The organism is Dyella sp. 05T440, from assembly GCF_056395965.1.
Genome location: NZ_JBFTKN010000004.1, coordinates 198,583 through 215,490, shown reverse-complemented (window position 1 = coordinate 215,490; position 16,908 = coordinate 198,583). Strand labels below are relative to the sequence as shown.

The 16,908-nt window shown below is 63.8% G+C and carries 18 protein-coding genes; 9 read left to right on the top strand and 9 right to left on the bottom strand.

Annotated elements, in window-relative coordinates:
• Positions 1-50: 50 nt before the first annotated feature.
• From edd to AC1DE1_RS06630, 3 genes are all read left to right on the top strand, one after another.
• On the top strand, positions 51-1,868 hold the full coding sequence (edd, locus tag AC1DE1_RS06640) for a phosphogluconate dehydratase (protein WP_477176582.1): 1,818 nt from the start codon (positions 51-53) through the stop codon (positions 1,866-1,868).
• 37 nt (positions 1,869-1,905) lie between these two features.
• Positions 1,906-2,547, top strand: coding sequence for a bifunctional 4-hydroxy-2-oxoglutarate aldolase/2-dehydro-3-deoxy-phosphogluconate aldolase (gene eda, locus AC1DE1_RS06635; protein ID WP_441601887.1), 642 nt, complete (start codon positions 1,906-1,908; stop codon positions 2,545-2,547).
• A gap of 83 nt (positions 2,548-2,630) precedes the next feature.
• A complete protein-coding gene (locus tag AC1DE1_RS06630) occupies positions 2,631-3,152 on the top strand; it encodes a hypothetical protein (RefSeq protein ID WP_441601888.1) in 522 nt (173 codons plus the stop codon).
• A 48-nt stretch (positions 3,153-3,200) separates the two neighbouring features.
• Here AC1DE1_RS06630 and AC1DE1_RS06625 read toward each other — a convergent pair whose 3' ends face one another.
• Positions 3,201-3,566, bottom strand: coding sequence for a hypothetical protein (locus AC1DE1_RS06625; protein WP_441601889.1), 366 nt, complete (start codon positions 3,564-3,566; stop codon positions 3,201-3,203).
• 157 nt (positions 3,567-3,723) lie between these two features.
• Here AC1DE1_RS06625 and AC1DE1_RS06620 point away from each other — a divergent pair, with 157 nt between their 5' ends.
• Positions 3,724-4,260: a DUF2501 domain-containing protein gene (locus tag AC1DE1_RS06620; RefSeq protein WP_477176583.1), complete on the top strand. Its 537-nt coding sequence runs from the start codon at positions 3,724-3,726 to the stop codon at positions 4,258-4,260.
• A 137-nt stretch (positions 4,261-4,397) separates the two neighbouring features.
• Here the strand turns inward: AC1DE1_RS06620 and AC1DE1_RS06615 are convergent, their stop codons facing one another.
• The 5 genes from AC1DE1_RS06615 to cyoA are packed head-to-tail and all read right to left on the bottom strand — an operon-like array spanning position 4,398 to position 9,223.
• A complete protein-coding gene (locus AC1DE1_RS06615) occupies positions 4,398-5,165 on the bottom strand; it encodes an SURF1 family protein (RefSeq protein WP_477176584.1) in 768 nt (255 codons plus the stop codon).
• 34 nt (positions 5,166-5,199) lie between these two features.
• Positions 5,200-5,589, bottom strand: coding sequence for a cytochrome o ubiquinol oxidase subunit IV (gene cyoD / locus AC1DE1_RS06610; protein ID WP_441601892.1), 390 nt, complete (start codon positions 5,587-5,589; stop codon positions 5,200-5,202).
• A complete protein-coding gene (gene cyoC / locus AC1DE1_RS06605; protein WP_477179031.1) occupies positions 5,586-6,206 on the bottom strand; it encodes a cytochrome o ubiquinol oxidase subunit III in 621 nt (206 codons plus the stop codon). The genes cyoD and cyoC overlap by 4 nt, the downstream gene beginning before the upstream one ends.
• A 13-nt stretch (positions 6,207-6,219) precedes the next feature.
• The gene (cyoB, locus tag AC1DE1_RS06600; RefSeq protein WP_477176606.1) at positions 6,220-8,193 is read right to left on the bottom strand and encodes a cytochrome o ubiquinol oxidase subunit I; all 1,974 of its coding nucleotides are present in this window, start codon (positions 8,191-8,193) and stop codon (positions 6,220-6,222) included.
• A 46-nt stretch (positions 8,194-8,239) separates the two neighbouring features.
• Entirely contained in the window at positions 8,240-9,223 is a 984-nt protein-coding gene (gene cyoA, locus AC1DE1_RS06595) for a ubiquinol oxidase subunit II (protein ID WP_441601894.1), read from the bottom strand.
• 137 nt (positions 9,224-9,360) lie between these two features.
• Here cyoA and AC1DE1_RS06590 point away from each other — a divergent pair, with 137 nt between their 5' ends.
• Positions 9,361-10,692 carry an MFS transporter gene (locus AC1DE1_RS06590; protein ID WP_477176586.1) on the top strand — a complete coding sequence of 444 codons (1,332 nt, stop codon included), beginning with the start codon at positions 9,361-9,363 and terminating at the stop codon, positions 10,690-10,692.
• Positions 10,693-10,717: 25 nt separating this feature from the next.
• On the opposite strand, the gene AC1DE1_RS06585 is transcribed toward AC1DE1_RS06590, so the two are convergent.
• The 3 genes from AC1DE1_RS06585 to AC1DE1_RS06575 form a co-directional block, all read right to left on the bottom strand.
• A complete protein-coding gene (locus AC1DE1_RS06585) occupies positions 10,718-11,023 on the bottom strand; it encodes a DUF1272 domain-containing protein (protein WP_441601896.1) in 306 nt (101 codons plus the stop codon).
• Positions 11,024-11,084: 61 nt separating this feature from the next.
• Positions 11,085-11,549 (bottom strand): N-acetyltransferase family protein, encoded by a 465-nt coding sequence (locus AC1DE1_RS06580; protein WP_477176587.1) that lies wholly within the window; start codon positions 11,547-11,549, stop codon positions 11,085-11,087.
• 1 nt (position 11,550) lies between these two features.
• Positions 11,551-11,943 carry a rhodanese-like domain-containing protein gene (locus AC1DE1_RS06575; RefSeq protein ID WP_441601898.1) on the bottom strand — a complete coding sequence of 131 codons (393 nt, stop codon included), beginning with the start codon at positions 11,941-11,943 and terminating at the stop codon, positions 11,551-11,553.
• A gap of 78 nt (positions 11,944-12,021) precedes the next feature.
• Between AC1DE1_RS06575 and ftrA the strand changes: the two genes are divergently transcribed.
• The 4 genes from ftrA to AC1DE1_RS06555 all read left to right on the top strand — a co-directional run bounded on the left by ftrA (position 12,022) and on the right by AC1DE1_RS06555 (position 16,706).
• On the top strand, positions 12,022-13,023 hold the full coding sequence (gene ftrA, locus AC1DE1_RS06570; protein WP_477176588.1) for a transcriptional regulator FtrA: 1,002 nt from the start codon (positions 12,022-12,024) through the stop codon (positions 13,021-13,023).
• A 96-nt stretch (positions 13,024-13,119) separates the two neighbouring features.
• Positions 13,120-13,977 (top strand): EamA/RhaT family transporter, encoded by an 858-nt coding sequence (locus AC1DE1_RS06565; RefSeq protein ID WP_477176589.1) that lies wholly within the window; start codon positions 13,120-13,122, stop codon positions 13,975-13,977.
• 653 nt (positions 13,978-14,630) lie between these two features.
• The gene (locus AC1DE1_RS06560; protein WP_477176590.1) at positions 14,631-16,235 is read left to right on the top strand and encodes a S10 family peptidase; all 1,605 of its coding nucleotides are present in this window, start codon (positions 14,631-14,633) and stop codon (positions 16,233-16,235) included.
• Positions 16,236-16,331: 96 nt separating this feature from the next.
• The gene (locus tag AC1DE1_RS06555; RefSeq protein ID WP_441601901.1) at positions 16,332-16,706 is read left to right on the top strand and encodes a SnoaL-like domain-containing protein; all 375 of its coding nucleotides are present in this window, start codon (positions 16,332-16,334) and stop codon (positions 16,704-16,706) included.
• Positions 16,707-16,908 lie beyond the last annotated feature (202 nt).

The window sequence follows — 16,908 nt, the reverse complement described above, 5'->3', positions numbered from 1 at the left end:
ACGAATCGATGCGCTGATCAGCGCGTCGCCTGCTTCTACCGGAGTTCGAAATGAGTGTGCTGCACCCCGTTCTTGTCGAAGTCACCGAACGCCTGCGCGAGCGCAGCCGCGAGTCGCGCGCCGAGTACCTGCGCCGCATCGATGCGGCGCGCGGCAACGGCGTGCATCGCGAGCGGCTGTCGTGCGGCAACCTGGCCCACGGTTTCGCCGCCTGCGGCACCACCGACAAGGAACGCCTGCGCGAAGGCCACACGCCCAATCTGGCCATCGTCAATTCGTATAACGACATGCTCTCGGCGCATCAGCCGTATGAGCGCTATCCGGAGCTGATCCGCAACGTGGCGCGCGAAGCGGGCATCACCGCCCAGATGGCCGGCGGCGTGCCGGCGATGTGCGATGGCATCACGCAGGGCCGCGCGGGCATGGAGATGTCGCTGTTTTCGCGCGACCTGATCGCCATGGCCACGGCCATCTCGCTCTCCCACGACATGTTCGACGGCGCGATGTACCTGGGCATCTGCGACAAGATCGTGCCCGGCCTGCTGATTGGTGCGCTGAGCTTTGGCCACCTGCCCGGCATCTTCGTGCCGAGCGGACCGATGCCGAGCGGCATCAGCAACGAGCAGAAATCCAAGGTGCGCCAGGCCTATGCCGAGGGCAAGGCCACCAAGGCCGAGCTGCTGGAAGCCGAAGCCGCCTCGTATCACGCGGCCGGCACCTGCACCTTCTACGGCACCGCCAACTCCAACCAGATGCTGATGGAGATCATGGGCCTGCATTTGCCCGGCTCCAGCTTCGTCGCCCCGGATACGCCGCTGCGCGACGCGCTCACCCGCGAAGCCGTGCATCGCGTGGCCGAGTTGAGCGCGCCGGGTTCGTCGTATCTGCCGCTCGGTCACATCATCGACGAGCGCGCCATCATCAACGGCGTGATCGGCCTGCATGCCACCGGTGGTTCGACCAATCACCTGCTGCACCTGGTGGCCATCGCTCGTGCTGCAGGCATCGAACTGCGCTGGGATGATTTCGACGCGCTGTCCTCGGTGATCCCGCTGCTGGCGCGCGTCTATCCGAACGGCTACGCCGATGTGAACCAGTTCCACGAAGCCGGCGGCATGGCCTTCCTGATCGACCAGCTGCTGAGCCACGGCTTGATGCATGCCGAGGTGCGCACGGTGTTCGGCACCGGTATGGACGGCTATACCCAGGTACCGCATGTTGACGAGCACGGCGCGCTGGCGTGGACGCCGGTGTCCAAGGAAAGCGGCAATCGCGGCGTGCTGCGTGGCGCGGACGAGCCGTTCCGCGCCGACGGCGGCCTGCGCATGCTGACCGGCAATCTCGGTCGCGCGGTGATCAAGGTGTCTTCGGTGCCGGATGATCGCCTCGTCATCGAAGCGCCAGCCATCGTGTTCCACGACCAGGACGACGTGCGCAAGGCGTTCGAGCGCGGCGAACTCAACCGCGACTTTGTCGCCGTGGTGCGCTTCCAGGGCCCGCAGGCGAACGGCATGCCAGAGCTGCACAAACTCACGCCCACGCTGTCGGTACTGCAGGATCGCGGCCATCGCCTAGCCCTGCTGACCGACGGCCGTATGTCGGGCGCCTCCGGCCGCGTGCCGGCGGCCATCCACGTGACGCCCGAAGCGCAGGACCAGGGCGCCATCGCGCGCATCCGCGACGGCGACATCGTGCGCCTTGATGCCGTGCATGGCTTGCTGGATGTGCTGGTGGATGCGGCCGAGTTCGCTGCACGCGTGCCGGCCACGGCCGACCTGTCGGCGCATCAGTTCGGCCTGGGTCGCGAACTGTTCGGCATGTTCCGCCGCAACGCCACCACGGCCGACCTCGGCGCGGGCGTGTTCTGATCCGCGGTCATCTTCTTTCTTGCATTCACGGAACGCCATGAGCATCGAAAACAAGCAAAAGCAGGTCGAATCCACGCTGCGTCTCGCGCCAGTGGTACCCGTGGTGATCATCGAAGACGCGCGTCATGCCGTGCCCATGGCCCGCGCCTTGGTGGCGGGCGGTATTCCGGCGATTGAAGTCACGCTGCGCACGCCTGCCGCACTCGACGCGATCAAGGCGATCGCGAACGAAGTGGAAGGCGCTGTCGTCGGCGTGGGTACGGTGCTCAGCGCCAAGGATCTGCGTGCGGCGCACAAGGCCGGTGCGACTTTTGCGGTGTCGCCGGGCGTATCACCGGGTCTGCTGGACGCGGCGGACGACAGCGAGTTGCCGCTGCTGCCAGGCGCTGCCACGGCGAGCGAAGTGATGACTCTGCTCGAACGCGGCTATCGCTTTCTGAAACTGTTCCCGGCCGTACCGGCCGGCGGCCATAAACTGCTGGCCGCCTGGGCGAGCCCGCTGCCGCAGGTGAAGTTCTGTCCCACGGGCGGCATCAGCCTGAGCAGTGCGCCGGACTTCCTGTCCTTGCCGAACGTGGTCTGCGTGGGCGGTTCATGGCTTACACCTGCCGACAAGCTGCACGGCGGCGACTGGGCTGGCATCGAAGCACTGGCCCGCGAAGCCGCTGCCCTGCGCTGAACCATCGCGAGGCAGGAGCCGTTGGCGGCTCCGGCCCCATCATGTCAAAGTGGGCCCTTCACCGATCTCCGGGGGGAGTCTCGATGCGCAGGGTGGTTCTGGTTGGTGCGTTGCTGTTGGCAACGCTGGGGTTGGGCCTGTCCGGCCCGGCAAGCGCAGACGATGCGTCGGTGGGTTGCCCGATTCGTCCGCTCACTATCGATATCGCCCATCTGAAGGCGACGGCCGGCGTGCAGTCGGTGGTGCTCGACCCCACCGCTACCCGCGCCACGGTGATGTATGACAACGGCGACGTGCTGCGCGTGGCCAGCACGGGATGCGTGACCTCGATGCTCTCCGCGCGCCTGTGGGTGGCCGGCGACGACGCCATGTCCGATGCCTTGTGGCTGGAACGCGCACGCTCGGTGACCGAGCTGGTGCTGGCGCCGGCGGCTTTCGCCCAGGTCAGCGCATCGCTGAAGGCTGATGCGCCGGTCAGCCACGTCGATGGCGGCATGAAGATCGACCGCGCGCTCGCCGACGGGGCTGGCTACTCGCTCACCGTGGTGCGTACACCGCGCGACGGACTGGGGGCGTCCATGTCCCTGGTGTTTCGCCGCCTCTGACTGAACGGCGGCGACCCGCGGCCAGGACGTGGAGCGCCGCCCAGGTGCTTACGGCGCCGGCGCCGGCGTGTGGTCCACGCAATCTTGCACCTGCTGGAAATACCAGGTGTCGTCTTCATCGAAGTTCGAGTAGTAGGTGGCCACGGTGTGGTCGCTTACCGGCTTGATATCCACCAAGGCGATGGTGGGACTGTTCTCGGTCTTGTGGATTTCGATGGTGGTGCCGGTATAGAGCACGTACGACTCCAGGTGCACGGGTTTGCTGGCCCAGGCGCCCGAGATACATGAGGCGATGTCCGCCGCGCTGCCCGGGCCCGCATAGGACGCCGTAGGCTTTGAATTGCGCAGGCTGCCCGAGCTGGCGCAACCGGCGAGGAGCGTGATCGTCAAGGCAAGGACTACATGTCGTTTCATCAAACGTCTTCCATCGTTGGGTTGGGGCGCATGCCCATGGTACGTGGGCCTACACCGCGGCGCGCGTTCTTGTAGGAAACGTACGATCCCTGCGTTCCGCTTACGCGATCGTAACGGCGCGGGGTGTTGAATGCCGGCACCTGACGGAGGGATACACATGAACAAGCGCATCGGCAGCATCGGAACAGTCTGCGTGGCCATCGGCCTGAGCCTGGTTTGCAGCACGGGCGGCGCGCAGGATCTGGGCAAACTCGGCGGCATGATTCCCGGCGGCGGCTCCATGACGTCCGGCAGCATGGGCAACGTGGCCGGCCTCCTTCAATACTGCATGAAGAACAACTTCCTGGGCGGCGATTCCGGCGCCGCGGGCATCCAGAACCAGCTGATGGGCAAGCTGGGCGGCGGTTCAAGCTCCCAGACCACCGCCAGCAATTCCGGTTCGAACCCCAGCGATATGCTCGGCCAGCTCACCGGCAGCAAGAAGAAGACCTCGGACAGCAGCGCCACGGGCACGGGCAGCGCAACCAATGACCCCGGCTACCTCAGCGGCGCCAAGGGCATCTTGCAGGGCAGCAATGGCCAAAGCATGGACTTGAACAGCGTGGGCGGCGGTTCCAGCGATCTGAAATCGCAGATAACCACCAAGGTCTGCGACACCGTGCTCAAGCAGGGCAAGTCGTTTTTGAAGATGTAGGCGGGTCCGCGTGTTGTGGGAGTGCACCCTGTGCGCAACAGGCACTCCGTCGTGCTGTGGGAGCGCACCCTGTGCGCGACAGGCGTTGCGTTGTACCGCGGCGCACGGCCGTCGCGCATAGGGTGCGCTCCCACACACTACCTGCCGCTGCGCAGCCGCCTCTCATCCCGCGCCACATAAACCCCCGCCCCCAACACCATCAACGCCAGCACATACCAGGTGATCAGGTAGCTCAGGTGGTTGTTGGGGAACGAGATCACCGTAAGCCCGCCCTGAGGCCACGCGGGCTTGCCTGCATCGAGCGTGCCCGGCGCGGCGTCCTCATCCACGAAATACGGCGCGACATCCTTGAGCCCGCGCGCTTGGGCGATGGCGGCGACATCGCGCGTATACCAGTTGTTGCGTGCCGGGTCGTTGTGGCGGAAAGGTCGCGGCGCTTCGCTGATGCGCAGCAGGCCGGTCACGCGGGTGTCGCCGCTGGGTGCTGTTGCGCACGCGTCTTTGAGGCCGCACCAATCGGCAGGTACAAAGCCGCGATTGATCAACACCACCGAGCCGTCCGCTTGCTGCAACGGCATGATCAACCAGTAGCCGCTGCCCAGGTCGGTCGCTGCCCATACCAGGGTCCGGCGATCGGTGAGAAATCTGCCCAGTAATTGGACATGGCGGTACTCCGAGTTTTGCGCATTCACCTCGCCCCACTGCCCGCGCCCGGGCGCAGCCAGGGGGGCCGCATGCACGCGCTCATCCACCCGCGCGATCAGGTCGCGCTTCCAGCCCAGCCGATACACCTGCCAGGTGCCCAGGGCCACGAAGCTGGCAAACAGCAACACGCCCAAGAGGGTCAGCAAAGCCAGCGCCACGGGGCCGCGCGGTCGGCGGCCCGGTTCTTCAACAACACTCATCGGGATTCACGTATCGGATGGGAGGTGCGGATCGTCAGGGCAGGTTCGACGGATCCATCATCGAGGGCATCATATTGCTGTTGAGGTGATACATGATCCAGATCGACCCGCTCAGCGTGATGACCACCAGTACGATGGTAAACACCAGCGCCAGCATGTTCCAGCCGCCTTCCGATTTCGCGTTCATGTGCAGGAAGTAGATCATGTGCACCACGATCTGCACGGCTGCCAGGCTAAGAATGATCACCGCCGCCGTACTCGACTTGGTGATCACATGCGCCATCACCAGCCAGAACGGAATGACGGTGAGAATCACCGCCAGCACGAAGCCCGTCATGTAGCCGCTGAAAGTGGCATGGATGCCCAGGTCGTCGTCGTGACCGTGACCGTCGTCGTGGGCGTGCAGTTCGTCATGCGCGCTCATGGCAGCACTCCCATCAGATAGACGAAGCTGAAGACGCCGACCCACACCACGTCCAGGAAGTGCCAGAACATCGACAGGCACAACAGACGCCGCTTGTTGGCGGTGATCAGGCCCTTGCGCAGTACCTGCGTGATCAACACCACCATCCAGATCAGGCCGCAGGTCACGTGCAGGCCGTGCGTCCCCACCAGGGTGAAGAACGAGGAAAGAAATGCGCTGCGTTGCGGCCCCGCACCGATGGAGATCAGATGCGCAAACTCGCGCAATTCCAGCGTAATGAATCCCGCACCCAGCAAGCCCGTGATCACCAGCCACACCAGCATCGGCTTCTGCCGGTCGCGCTGCATGGCCAGCACGGCAAAACCGTAGGTGATGGACGAAAGCAGCAGCAGCGTGGTGTTCACGGCGACTGCGGGAAGCTCCAGCACTTCCTGCGCAGTCGGTCCGCCCGCGTACTCGCGCCCGAGCACGCCGTAGGCGGCAAACAGGCAGGCGAAGACCAGGCAGTCGCTCATCAGGTAGATCCAGAAACCCAGGAGCGTGCCGTTGGCCGGATGGACATCGGCCGACTCGTGGAACAGCAGCTGCTCCGTGCGGCCGCCGCTGCCCGGTGTCATGGAAGAGGTCATATCAGACATGGCTGGCCAATAGATCCGTGCGGGACTGTTCGATGCGGCTGACTTCGTCAGCCGGGATGTAGTACTCGCGGTCGTAATTGAACGTGTGTCCGATCGCCACCAGCAGCAGCGAAACGAATGCCACGATGGCCAGCAGCCACATGTACCAGATCATGGCGAAGCCGAACACGAAGCTCAGCGCGGCCATGATGAAGCCGGCGCCGGTGTTGTGCGGCATATGGATCGGGAGGTAGCCGCTCAGCGGGCGCTGCCAGCGATACTTCTTCATCATCCACCACGCATCGTGGTCATGGATGCGTGGCGTAAAGGCGAAGTTGTACTTCGGCGGCGGCGAGGAGGTCGACCATTCCAGCGTCCGTCCGCCCCATGGATCGCCGGTGACGTCGCGCAGCGCCTCGCGGTTCTTGAAGCTCACGACGAACTGGATGATGTTGCAGGCAATGCCCAGCGCGATCAGGAAGGCGCCGAACGCGGCGACCAGGAACCAGATCTGCAGGGACGGATCGTCGAAGTGGCTCAGGCGGCGCGTCACGCCCATCAGGCCGAGCATATAGAGCGGCATGAAGGCGAAGTAGAAACCCGAGACCCAGAACCAGAACGAGCACTTGCCCCAGAACGGATCGAGCTTGAAGCCGAACGCCTTGGGGAACCAATACGTGATGCCGGCAAACAGGCCGAACAGCACGCCGCCGATGATCACGTTATGAAAATGCGCGATCAGGAACAGGCTGTTGTGCAGCGAGAAATCCGCCGGTGGCACCGCCAGCAGCACGCCGGTCATGCCGCCGATCACAAAGGTGACCATGAAGGCCACCGTCCACATCATCGGCAACTCGAACTCCACCCGGCCGCGATACATGGTGAACAGCCAGTTGAAGATCTTCGCGCCCGTGGGGATCGAGATGATCATGGTGGTGATGCCAAAGAACGAATTGACGCTCGCACCCGAACCCATGGTGAAGAAGTGATGCAGCCATACCAGGTACGACAACACGGTGATCACCACCGTGGCGTACACCATCGATGCATAGCCGAACAGCGGCTTGCGGCTGAAGGTGGCGGTGACTTCCGAGAAAATGCCGAAGGCCGGCAGGATCAGGATGTAGACCTCCGGATGGCCCCAGATCCAGATCAGGTTCACGTACATCATGGCGTTGCCGCCAAGCTCGGTAGTGAAGAAGTTGGTGCCCGCATAGCGGTCCAGCGCAAGCATGGCCAACACGGCGGTAAGCACGGGGAAGGCGGCGACAATCAGCACATTGGTGCACAGCGCCGTCCACGTGAATACCGGCATCTTCATCAGCGTCATGCCTGGCGCGCGCATCTTCACGATGGTCACAAGCAGGTTGATGCCCGATAACAAGGTCCCGACGCCGGCTATCTGCAGCGCCCAGATGTAGTAGTCGACACCTGCGTCAGGGCTGGACACGATATCGGACAGCGGTGGATAGGCCAGCCAGCCCGTGCGCGCGAATTCGCCGATGAACAGCGAACTCATCACCAGCATCGCGCCGGCCACCGTCATCCAGAAACTGAAGTTGTTGAGGAAGGGAAACGCCACGTCGCGCGCACCGATCTGCAGCGGCATCACGAAGTTCATCAGCCCCGTCACCATCGGCATCGCGACGAAGAAGATCATGATCACGCCGTGCGCGGTGAATACCTGATCGTAGTGTTCCGGCGGCAGGTACCCGTGCGATGCGCCGAACGACACGGCCTGCTGGCCACGCATCATGATCGCGTCCGAAAAGCCGCGCAGCAGCATCACGAAGCCGAGGATCATGTACATGATCCCGATCTTCTTGTGGTCGATGCTGGTGAACCATTCGTGCCACAGGTAGCCCCACAGCTTGTAGTACGTGATGGCGCCGAGCAGCGCGAGCGCGCCGATGGCTACCACCACGAACGTCCACATCACGATGGGCACGTGCAGCGGCAACGAATCGATCGACAGTCGTCCGAAGATCAGCTTGGCTAGGTCGGGATGGGAAAGCATCGTGGACACCACCGGATCAGTCGGAGTGGGGATGGGTTGCCATGGCGGCCATGCCGCTGGCCTGGCCGGGGGGAGACACGGCAGCGCCTTCACTGGTCTCGTGCGGGCTCAGGTCGATGCGCGTCATGCACGAGGGATTCTCCGGGTCCACGCAGTGCGTGAGGATGGCGCGGTAAAGGCCGGGCTCCACCGTGGCGTAATACTTCACCGGGTCGTACTCGCTGGGCGCCGCGAGCTTCACATAGGCATCACGATTGAGATCGCCGCCGCTGGCCTTCGCCTTCGCCACCCACTGCGCAAAGCCTTCCTCCGTCACGCCGTGGAAGACGAATTGCATGCCCGAGAAACCGTTGCCGCTGTAGTTGGCGGAGAATCCCTTGAATTCGCCCGGCGCGTTGATCACCGCCTGCAGCTGCGTTTCCATGCCGGGCATGGCGTAGATCTGGCCGGCGAGCGCGGGTATGAAGAACGAGTTCATCACCGTGGACGCCGTAATCTTGAACTGGATCGGACGATCCACCGGCGCGGCCAGTTCGTTCACGGTGGCAATGCCTTGCTCCGGGTATATGAACAGCCACTTCCAGTCGAGCGCGACCACGTTCACCTGCAAGGGCCGTACATTGGCCGGTACCGGGCGATTGGCGCTGATGCGTTCGAGCTGGCGATAGGGATCGAGCTTGTGCGTGCTCACCCAGGTGATCGCGCCAAGCGCAATGATGATGAGCAGCGGTGCGGCCCAGATCAGCAGCTCGAGAATGGTGGAGTGATCCCATTCGGGATCGTAGTGAGCCTTCTTGTTGGATGCGCGGAAATGCCAGGCGAAAAACAGCGTCAGCACGATGACCGGCACGATGATCAACAGCATCAACAATGTCGACGTGATGATCAGATCGCGCTGCTGCACGGCGAGGTCGCCGGACGGCGCCATCAATACGGTCTGGCAACCCGCAAGCAGGAAGACGACGGAGACAAGCAGTCCACGCAGCAGCTTCATAGACATGACCGACGGCGCAACCAGTGTGGAAAACGGTACGCCGTTCGGCGCGAAACAGGAACAGGCCATATTCCCAGTGACGCGAGAGGCGTGGCGGTGCCATAGTGTGGCCGCGACATATTCCTTCTTTGTGAGTAATGACTATGTCAAGCACCTTCCCTGATCACGGCGGCGCCCCGGCTACCACGGCCGAAGACATCGGGCGGCTGCATGCACGTGCCAAGGTGGCGCCAGGCGAGATCGCCATTGGCGTGATCATCGGCCGCACCTCCGAACAGTTCGACTTCTTCGTGTTCGGTATTTCTTGCGTGCTGGTGTTTCCCTCGGTGCTGTTCCCCTTCGCCAGTCACCTGGATGGCATTCTTTACGCCTTCACGGTCTTTTCACTGGCCTTCATCGCGCGACCGTTCGGCACCGCGTTGTTCATGGGTTTCCAGCGGCGCTGGAGTCGCGGCACCAAGCTCACCATCGCGTTGTTCCTGTTGGGCAGCGCGACCGCGGGCATTGCCTTCCTGCCGGGCTACAAGCAGATCGGCAACTGGGCGATTGGACTGCTGATCCTGTTCCGTCTGCTGCAAGGCATTGCGCAGGGCGGATCGTGGGATGGCCTGCCCTCGCTGCTGGCGCTCAACACGCCGCCGGAGCGACGCGGCTGGTACGCCATGCTCGGTCAGTTGAGCGCACCGATCGGCTTCATCGTGGCCAGCGCGTTGTTCCTGTTCCTGCATAGCAGCCTGGAGGAGGACGACTTCATCGACTGGGGCTGGCGTTACCCGTTCTTCGTGGCGTTTGCCATCAACGTGGTGGCGTTGTTTGCGCGCCTGCGCCTGGTGGTGACCGAGGAATACACGGTGGCCATGGAAGAGCGCGAGCTGGAGCCGGTCGGCATCGGCGAGATCCTGCGCACGCAGGGCTACAACATCTTCATCGGCGCCTTCGCTGCGCTGGCCAGCTACGCGCTGTTCCATCTGGTGACGATCTTCCCGTTGTCGTGGATCGTGCTCAAAAACTCGCAGGCGGTGGATTCCGTGCTGCTGATCCAGATTTTCGGCGGTGTGGCGGGCATCTTCGGCATCGTGATGTCGGGCTACGTGGCCGATCACATCGGCCGGCGCACCACGCTTGGTGTGGCGGCGGGCCTTATCGGTCTGTTCGCCTTGGCCACGCCGTGGATGCTGGACGGCGGCAAGGAATTGCAGGACGCCTTCATCATCGTGGGCTTCCTCCTGCTTGGCTTCTCGTATGGGCAGGCGGCCGGCAGCGTGACGTCGAATTTCGAGGTGCGTCTGCGCTATGCGGGCGCGGCGCTGACCACCGACGTGGCATGGTTGATCGGTGCGGCGTTTGCACCGCTGGTGGCGCTGGGTTTGTCGATGCGCTTCGGCCTGGCGGCGGTCAGTGCCTATCTGCTCTCGGGTGTGGTGTGCACCTTGCTGGCGCTGCGCGTGAATCGCGCGCTGGCTGCACGCGAATAGGCGTCGCTGGCCGGAACCGGATCTATCAGCGTTGCGCGGGTGCGCGGTGGTTCACTTGGGCCACCAGCACGGCATGCCTGGCCAGGTCCACGGGCTTATGCGTTACCTGCGTTGTTGCGGGGTAGCGTGACAGCGAATTGCCGTTCTTCCAGTCCCGCGCGGGGCGCACCGGCCGCGGCGTGAATCCACCGCCGCAGTTCGGACAGACATTCTGCAACAGCTCGACACAGTCGCTGCAGTAGGTGCATTCGAACGAGCAGATCATGGCCTCCGTCGATGCCGGTGGCAGCGCTTTGTTGCAATGCTCGCAGGTCGGTCGTAGATCCAGCATGGGAACTCCACTTCGCAATATTGCCGATGATGCCAGAGTAGCTAGCGGCAGCTCCGCGACGTCATGCGCCGTCCAGCGGCAACACGTAGCGCAGCTTGGCATGTTCGTTGGCGCCCAGCCTTCGGTAAAAACGCGCTGCTCCATCGTTCCAGGCGGGCGTCTGCCATTGCACGGATGCGCATCGCTGCGCTGATGCGTGGGCGATCACGTGCTCCCATAGCTGGCGTCCGATCGCATGGTTGCGCCATGGCGCGCGCACATAGAGGCAATCCATGTGCAGATAACTGACACGATCAAGCGTGGAGAAATCGACCGTCGCACTGGCATAACCCACCACGGCGTCGCCGATGCAAGCGAGCCACGCCATCAGCCGAGGCGTATCGCCATCGAGGGCGCCGGCAAGCGCAGCGGCACGCTCGCCGGGAACATGCGGCAGCCGTTCGAAATCCGCGTGCTCGGCGCAGATCGCCATGAGCTCGGGCACATCCGGAGCATGCGCCCGGCGAATTCTGACGTCGTGCTGCATCTCAACGCTCGAGGCCGAAGCCTTCATCGATCCACCCGGTGAGCCCGCCGATCATCTCCTTCACCGGACGGCCAAGTTGCGCGAGCTTCACCGCCGCCTTGTTGGCGCCGTTGCAGTGCGGGCCGGCGCAGTACACGACGAACAGCGTGTCGGGCGAGTATTCCGCCAGGCGCTGCTCGCTGATCATGCGGGTGGGCAGGTTGAGCGCACCCGGCACGTGACCGGCGGCGTAGAGCGTTGGCGTGCGCACGTCCAGCAGCACGAAATCCTTCGCTTCATGGTGGGTCGCGTAATAGACGTCGGCACAATCGGTCTCGAAGCCGAGCCGGGCCTGGAAATGCGCCAGCGCTTCATCGCTGGCGGCAGGGGAGACACGTTGCACGACGCTGCTCATGGAATCACTCCAGTGGAAAGACAGCGTCAGTATCGGCACTGGCGCGCTACGCCGACATTGGCAAGAATGCCAGTCACCATGAAGAAACCGCCAAAACGATCCGGACGCCTGTCCGGCCCGCCCAACCGGCAGGTGGCGGCCCTGGTCTACGACGGGCTGTGCACCTTCGAGTTCGGCATCGCCGTGGAAATGTTCGGCCTGCCGCGCCCCGAACTGGCCGACTGGTACGACTTTCGGCTGTGCGCGGTGGACCGCGGCCCGATGCGCGCGGCCGGCGGCATGCGCGTGCTGGCCGATGGCGGCCTCGAGGCGCTCGCTGGCGCCGGCACCATCATCGTGCCGGGTTGGCGAGGCATCGATGCGGCGCCACCCGAGGCGCCACCCGAGGCGCTGCTTGAGGCACTGCGAGCGGTGCATGCGCGCGGTGCGCGCTTGCTGTCGTATTGCTCGGGCGTGTTCGTGCTTGCCGCCACGGGACTGCTCGATGATCGTCGCGCGACCACGCATTGGCGCTATGCCGAGGCCCTGGCCGAGCGCTATCCGCGCATCCGCATCGAGCCGGATGTGCTCTATGTCGACGAGGGTCAGCTGCTCACCTCGGCAGGCAGCGCGGCGGCGCTGGATCTTTCGCTGCACCTGATTCGCCGGGACTATGGCGCGGAAGTGGCCAATAGCGTCGCGCGTCGTGCGGTGGTGCCGGCGCATCGCGATGGCGGGCAGGCACAGTTCATCCAGTCGCCCATGCCGGCGCAGGGCGCGGGACTGGGCAAACTGCTGGAGTGGATGCGTCGCCACCTCGACCAGCCACAGCCTGTTGCCGTGTTGGCCGAGCGCGCCCGCATGAGCGAGCGCACGCTCTTGCGGCGCTTCGAGGAAGCCACCGGATGCTCGCCCAAGCAGTGGTTGACGCATGAGCGCCTCGGGCGCGCGCGTGAGCTGCTGGAGGGCAGCGAGATGGGCGTGGACCGCGTGGCCGAGGTGTGCGGATTCGGCAGTGCGGATACCCTACGTCACCATTTCCGACAGCACCTGCAGCTGAGCCCGGCACGCTACCGCGAGCGATTCGCCCTGCAACGGTGAGCGTCGTCGGTGCGGCTGGCGCACCGCAGGAAAGTTGACATCTACACCGGGTATATCGGCGGAGCGGAACCGCCGTGTCGCCCACAAGGAATCTTCATGGTTTACGTGTTGCTGAGCGTGGTCTGCAGCGTACTGGTGTCGGTCTTGCTGAAGCTCTCCCGCCGACTGTCCGTGGATGTCGGACAGGCGATCGCCTGGAACTACGTCGCCACCAGTGCGCTCACGATGTTGGTGTTTCGCCCTTCGTTAGCCGTGTTGTCCAGCGCGCAGGCGCCCTGGCTGAGCTTCGTCGGGTTGGGCCTGCTGTTGCCGCTGATCTTCCTGGCGCTTGCCGCCTCGGTGAGCAGCGCCGGCATCGTGCGCACGGACGCAGCGCAGCGCCTGTCGCTGCTGATGTCCCTGATGGCGGCGTTCCTGCTGTTCGGCGAAACGCTGAGTATGGGCAAGGGTTTTGGCATCGCGATGGGTCTGGTCGCGCTTGCATGCATGGTGTGGCGCGGCTCGGCCGCCACTCACGGCGAGGGTGAACGCAGCTGGCTTTGGCCGCTGGTGGTGTTCGCGGGTTTTGGCGCGATCGATATTCTGTTCAAGCGTGTGGCGGCTGCGGGTACGCCGTTTGCAGCTTCATTGCAGGCGATGTTCGCTCTGGCGCTGGTGGTGTCGCTGGCGATCCTGTTGTGGCGTCGCTGGCATGACCGCACGTTTTTCACGTTGCGCGATGCGGTGGCGGGGTTGCTGTTGGGGTTGGCCAACTTTGGCAATATCGTGTTTTACGTGCGGGGGCATCAGGCGTTGCCGGATCATCCGTCGCTGGTGTTTGCCAGTATGAATCTTGGGGTGGTGGCGTTGGGGGCGGTGGTTGGCACGGTGGCTTTTCGTGAGCGCTTGAGTTGGGTTAATGCGGGGGGTGTGGTGTTGGCGTTGGGGGCGATTGGGGTGATCGCTTGGGGTTAGTGGGGTCGTCATCCCGGCGCAGGCCGGGATCCAGAGCCTCGGTTTCTGGTTGTCGCGGTACGGCCAGCGTGCCGCCTACGCGGCGGGCGTTTCGAACGGCTGCCGCCGCTCGAGTCACTTTTCTTTTGCTGGCCCAAAAGATCCCTCGGGACTAGCTTCGCGTCGAAAGTAACCCAAAGAAAATGGCCTGATAACGCCGGCAGCATCGTGCTGGGATAAGCCCGAACGCTCGAGGCGCGTCGTTGCGGGACAACCTCCGAGGGTACACAGCGGGTACCTCAATGCGCTGCGCAACGCGCCCGAATCGCTGAGGACTTAAAGCGGGGCCTCGCTGCGCATCGGCTCTAGGCATCCCCCTTCCCTTTGCCGCACCTGGCGCTTGTCTGTGGGAGCGCACCCTGTGCGCGACAAACCTACGGAGCAATGCACCACACTTCTCCCTCTCCCCCGGGGCGAGGGTTGGGGCGAGGGGGCCATCTAGCCTCGCGCTTTCATCAGGCCCGATTGAAAGCTTGGGAAACATCGCGAGATCTCGCGATTATGCAGCCGTCGCAGAGTTCCCCCGCCAATGACTTCTGGCGTATGAAACCACCCAGCCACGGCACCTAAGCTGGAGCGTCGCGCTACCGCGTCCGTTCAGAGGTTTCACTTTCATGCGCAAGCTTCCCCTCGTCGTGGCACTCGCCACGCTGTTGCTCGGTACGGCGGTTCATGCCGATGACAAGAAAGACAACAAGGACAAGCCGGAGGACAAGCCCGATGCCGTGCTGCTCAAGCCGCAGGCGTCTGAAACCTCAGGTACGGTGAAGGTCGAGGGCAAGAGCATCGACTACAAGGCGGTGGCGGGCACGTTGGTGTTGCATGGCAGCGGCGACAAGGAGAGCGAACCGCAGATCAGCATGTTCTACGCCGCGTACTTCAAGAAAGGCGCGGAGCCGGGCAAGCGGCCGATCACCTTTGTCTACAACGGCGGCCCGGGTTCGGCCACGGTGTGGCTGCACATGGGCGCGTTCGGGCCCAAGCGCGTGGTGACCAGCGATGATGCGCATACACCGGCTGCGCCGTACGGCCTGGTGAACAACGATTACAGCTTGCTCGATGCCTCCGATCTGGTCTTCATCGATGCGCCCGGCGCAGGCTTCAGTCGCCTGATCGCCGACGACGCCGACAAGGGCAAGCGCGAAGAGTTGTTGAAGGACCGCAAGAAGACGGTCTACAGCGTCGATGGCGACGGCCATGCCTTCGCGCAGTTCATCACCCAGTTCCTGTCCAAGTACAACCGCTGGAACTCGCCCAAGTACTTGTTCGGCGAAAGCTACGGCACCACGCGCTCGGCGGTGGTGGCCAATATTCTGGAAAATGAAAACAGCGTCGACCTCAACGGCGTGATCCTGCTGTCGCAGATCCTCAGTTTCGACAGCAGCATCGATGGTCCGGCCAACAACCCGGGCGTGGATCTGCCGTACGTGGTTGGCCTGCCGACCTTCGCGGCCACGGCGTACTACCACCACAAGCTGCCGCAGCAGCCCGCCGCGCTGGAGCCCTTCCTGCGCGAAGTGGAGCAGTACGCCATGACCGACTACGCCTCAGCCCTGATGGCCGGCTCGCGTCTGGACCAAGGCCGCAAGCAGGCCGTGGCGCAGAAGCTGCATCAGTACACCGGCCTGCCGGTTGCCTACCTGATGAAGGCCAACCTGCGTGTCGACGGCGGCATGTTCGAGCATGAGCTGCAGGCCGATGGCGACATCACCACCGGCCGCCTGGACAGCCGCTTCTCGGGTCCGTCGATCGACCCGCTGAGCAAGTCGTCCGACTACGATCCGCAGTCCTCGGCGATCAGCTCGGCCTATGTGGCGGCGTTCAACGACTACGTGCGGCGCCAGCTCAAGTTTGGCGAAAACCAGACCTATCGCTTGTTCGCCAACATCGACAACTGGGACTTCTCGCACAAGGCGCCGGGCTCGACCGAATCGCTGCAGCAGTCGACCAACGTGATGCCTGATCTGGCCACGGCGATGAAGACCAATCCGAACCTGCGCGTCTCGCTCAACGGCGGTTACTACGATCTGGCCACGCCGTATTTCGCCGCCGACTACGAGATGCATCACATGCCGATACCGGCGAACCTGGAGAAGAACATCTCCTATGCGTGGTATCCGTCGGGGCACATGGTCTACGCCCACGAGGATTCGCTCAAACAGCTGCACGACAACGTGGCGCGCTTCATCGGCGACACCGACAACGTCGGCAAGCATTGATGTGTGCGTGAAGGTGGGCCATGGACGGCGCACCTTCACATCCGGCTACCGCGGGCGGCGTTACGCTCGCGGGCCTCGCCAGCCGGAGGTTCCACGATGAGTACCGAATCCGTAGCAAAGCGCCTGGTGGCCATGTGCCGCCACGGCCAGTTCGAGGAAGCGCAGCACGAGCTGTATGCCAAGGACGCCGTGAGCATCGAGCCGGAGGGCATGGCGCAAGGCCCGCTCGGCAACGTCAAAGGCCTGGATGCCATCCTCGAGAAGGGCAAGCGCTTCCAGGCGGGTGTCACCGAGATGCACGGCGTCCAGGTCAGCGAGCCGCTGATCGCCGGCAACTGGTTCAGCGTCGTGATGACGCTGGATGTGACGATGAAGGAATACGGCCGCGTCAACATGCAGGAGATCTGCGTCTATCACGTGAAGGACGACAAGATCGTGCAGGAGCAGTTTTTTTACGATGCGGGTGGGTGAAGTCGACCGTGCCCCCTGCGGGAGCGCACCCTGTGCGCGACGCGGTCTATCGGCTTACCGTGCAATGGGATCTTGCAGCAAGACCATGCCGGCTTCGCCGGCTGTCGCGCACAGGGTGCGCTCCCACAGGTCATCGGGTCGCGTGAGGCCCCAACAAAAAGCCCCGCTTTCGCGGGGCTCTCTGCAAATGCACCAGCGTGTG

Coding starts and splice junctions, on each gene's coding strand:
- edd (WP_477176582.1), top strand. CDS start 51: ATGAGTGTGCTGCACCCCGTTCTTGTCGAAGTCACCGAACGCCTGCGC.
- eda (WP_441601887.1), top strand. CDS start 1,906: ATGAGCATCGAAAACAAGCAAAAGCAGGTCGAATCCACGCTGCGTCTC.
- AC1DE1_RS06630 (WP_441601888.1), top strand. CDS start 2,631: ATGCGCAGGGTGGTTCTGGTTGGTGCGTTGCTGTTGGCAACGCTGGGG.
- AC1DE1_RS06625 (WP_441601889.1), bottom strand. CDS start 3,566: ATGAAACGACATGTAGTCCTTGCCTTGACGATCACGCTCCTCGCCGGT.
- AC1DE1_RS06620 (WP_477176583.1), top strand. CDS start 3,724: ATGAACAAGCGCATCGGCAGCATCGGAACAGTCTGCGTGGCCATCGGC.
- AC1DE1_RS06615 (WP_477176584.1), bottom strand. CDS start 5,165: ATGAGTGTTGTTGAAGAACCGGGCCGCCGACCGCGCGGCCCCGTGGCG.
- cyoD (WP_441601892.1), bottom strand. CDS start 5,589: ATGAGCGCGCATGACGAACTGCACGCCCACGACGACGGTCACGGTCAC.
- cyoC (WP_477179031.1), bottom strand. CDS start 6,206: ATGACACCGGGCAGCGGCGGCCGCACGGAGCAGCTGCTGTTCCACGAG.
- cyoA (WP_441601894.1), bottom strand. CDS start 9,223: ATGTCTATGAAGCTGCTGCGTGGACTGCTTGTCTCCGTCGTCTTCCTG.
- AC1DE1_RS06590 (WP_477176586.1), top strand. CDS start 9,361: ATGTCAAGCACCTTCCCTGATCACGGCGGCGCCCCGGCTACCACGGCC.
- AC1DE1_RS06585 (WP_441601896.1), bottom strand. CDS start 11,023: ATGCTGGATCTACGACCGACCTGCGAGCATTGCAACAAAGCGCTGCCA.
- AC1DE1_RS06580 (WP_477176587.1), bottom strand. CDS start 11,549: ATGCAGCACGACGTCAGAATTCGCCGGGCGCATGCTCCGGATGTGCCC.
- AC1DE1_RS06575 (WP_441601898.1), bottom strand. CDS start 11,943: ATGAGCAGCGTCGTGCAACGTGTCTCCCCTGCCGCCAGCGATGAAGCG.
- ftrA (WP_477176588.1), top strand. CDS start 12,022: ATGAAGAAACCGCCAAAACGATCCGGACGCCTGTCCGGCCCGCCCAAC.
- AC1DE1_RS06565 (WP_477176589.1), top strand. CDS start 13,120: ATGGTTTACGTGTTGCTGAGCGTGGTCTGCAGCGTACTGGTGTCGGTC.
- AC1DE1_RS06560 (WP_477176590.1), top strand. CDS start 14,631: ATGCGCAAGCTTCCCCTCGTCGTGGCACTCGCCACGCTGTTGCTCGGT.
- AC1DE1_RS06555 (WP_441601901.1), top strand. CDS start 16,332: ATGAGTACCGAATCCGTAGCAAAGCGCCTGGTGGCCATGTGCCGCCAC.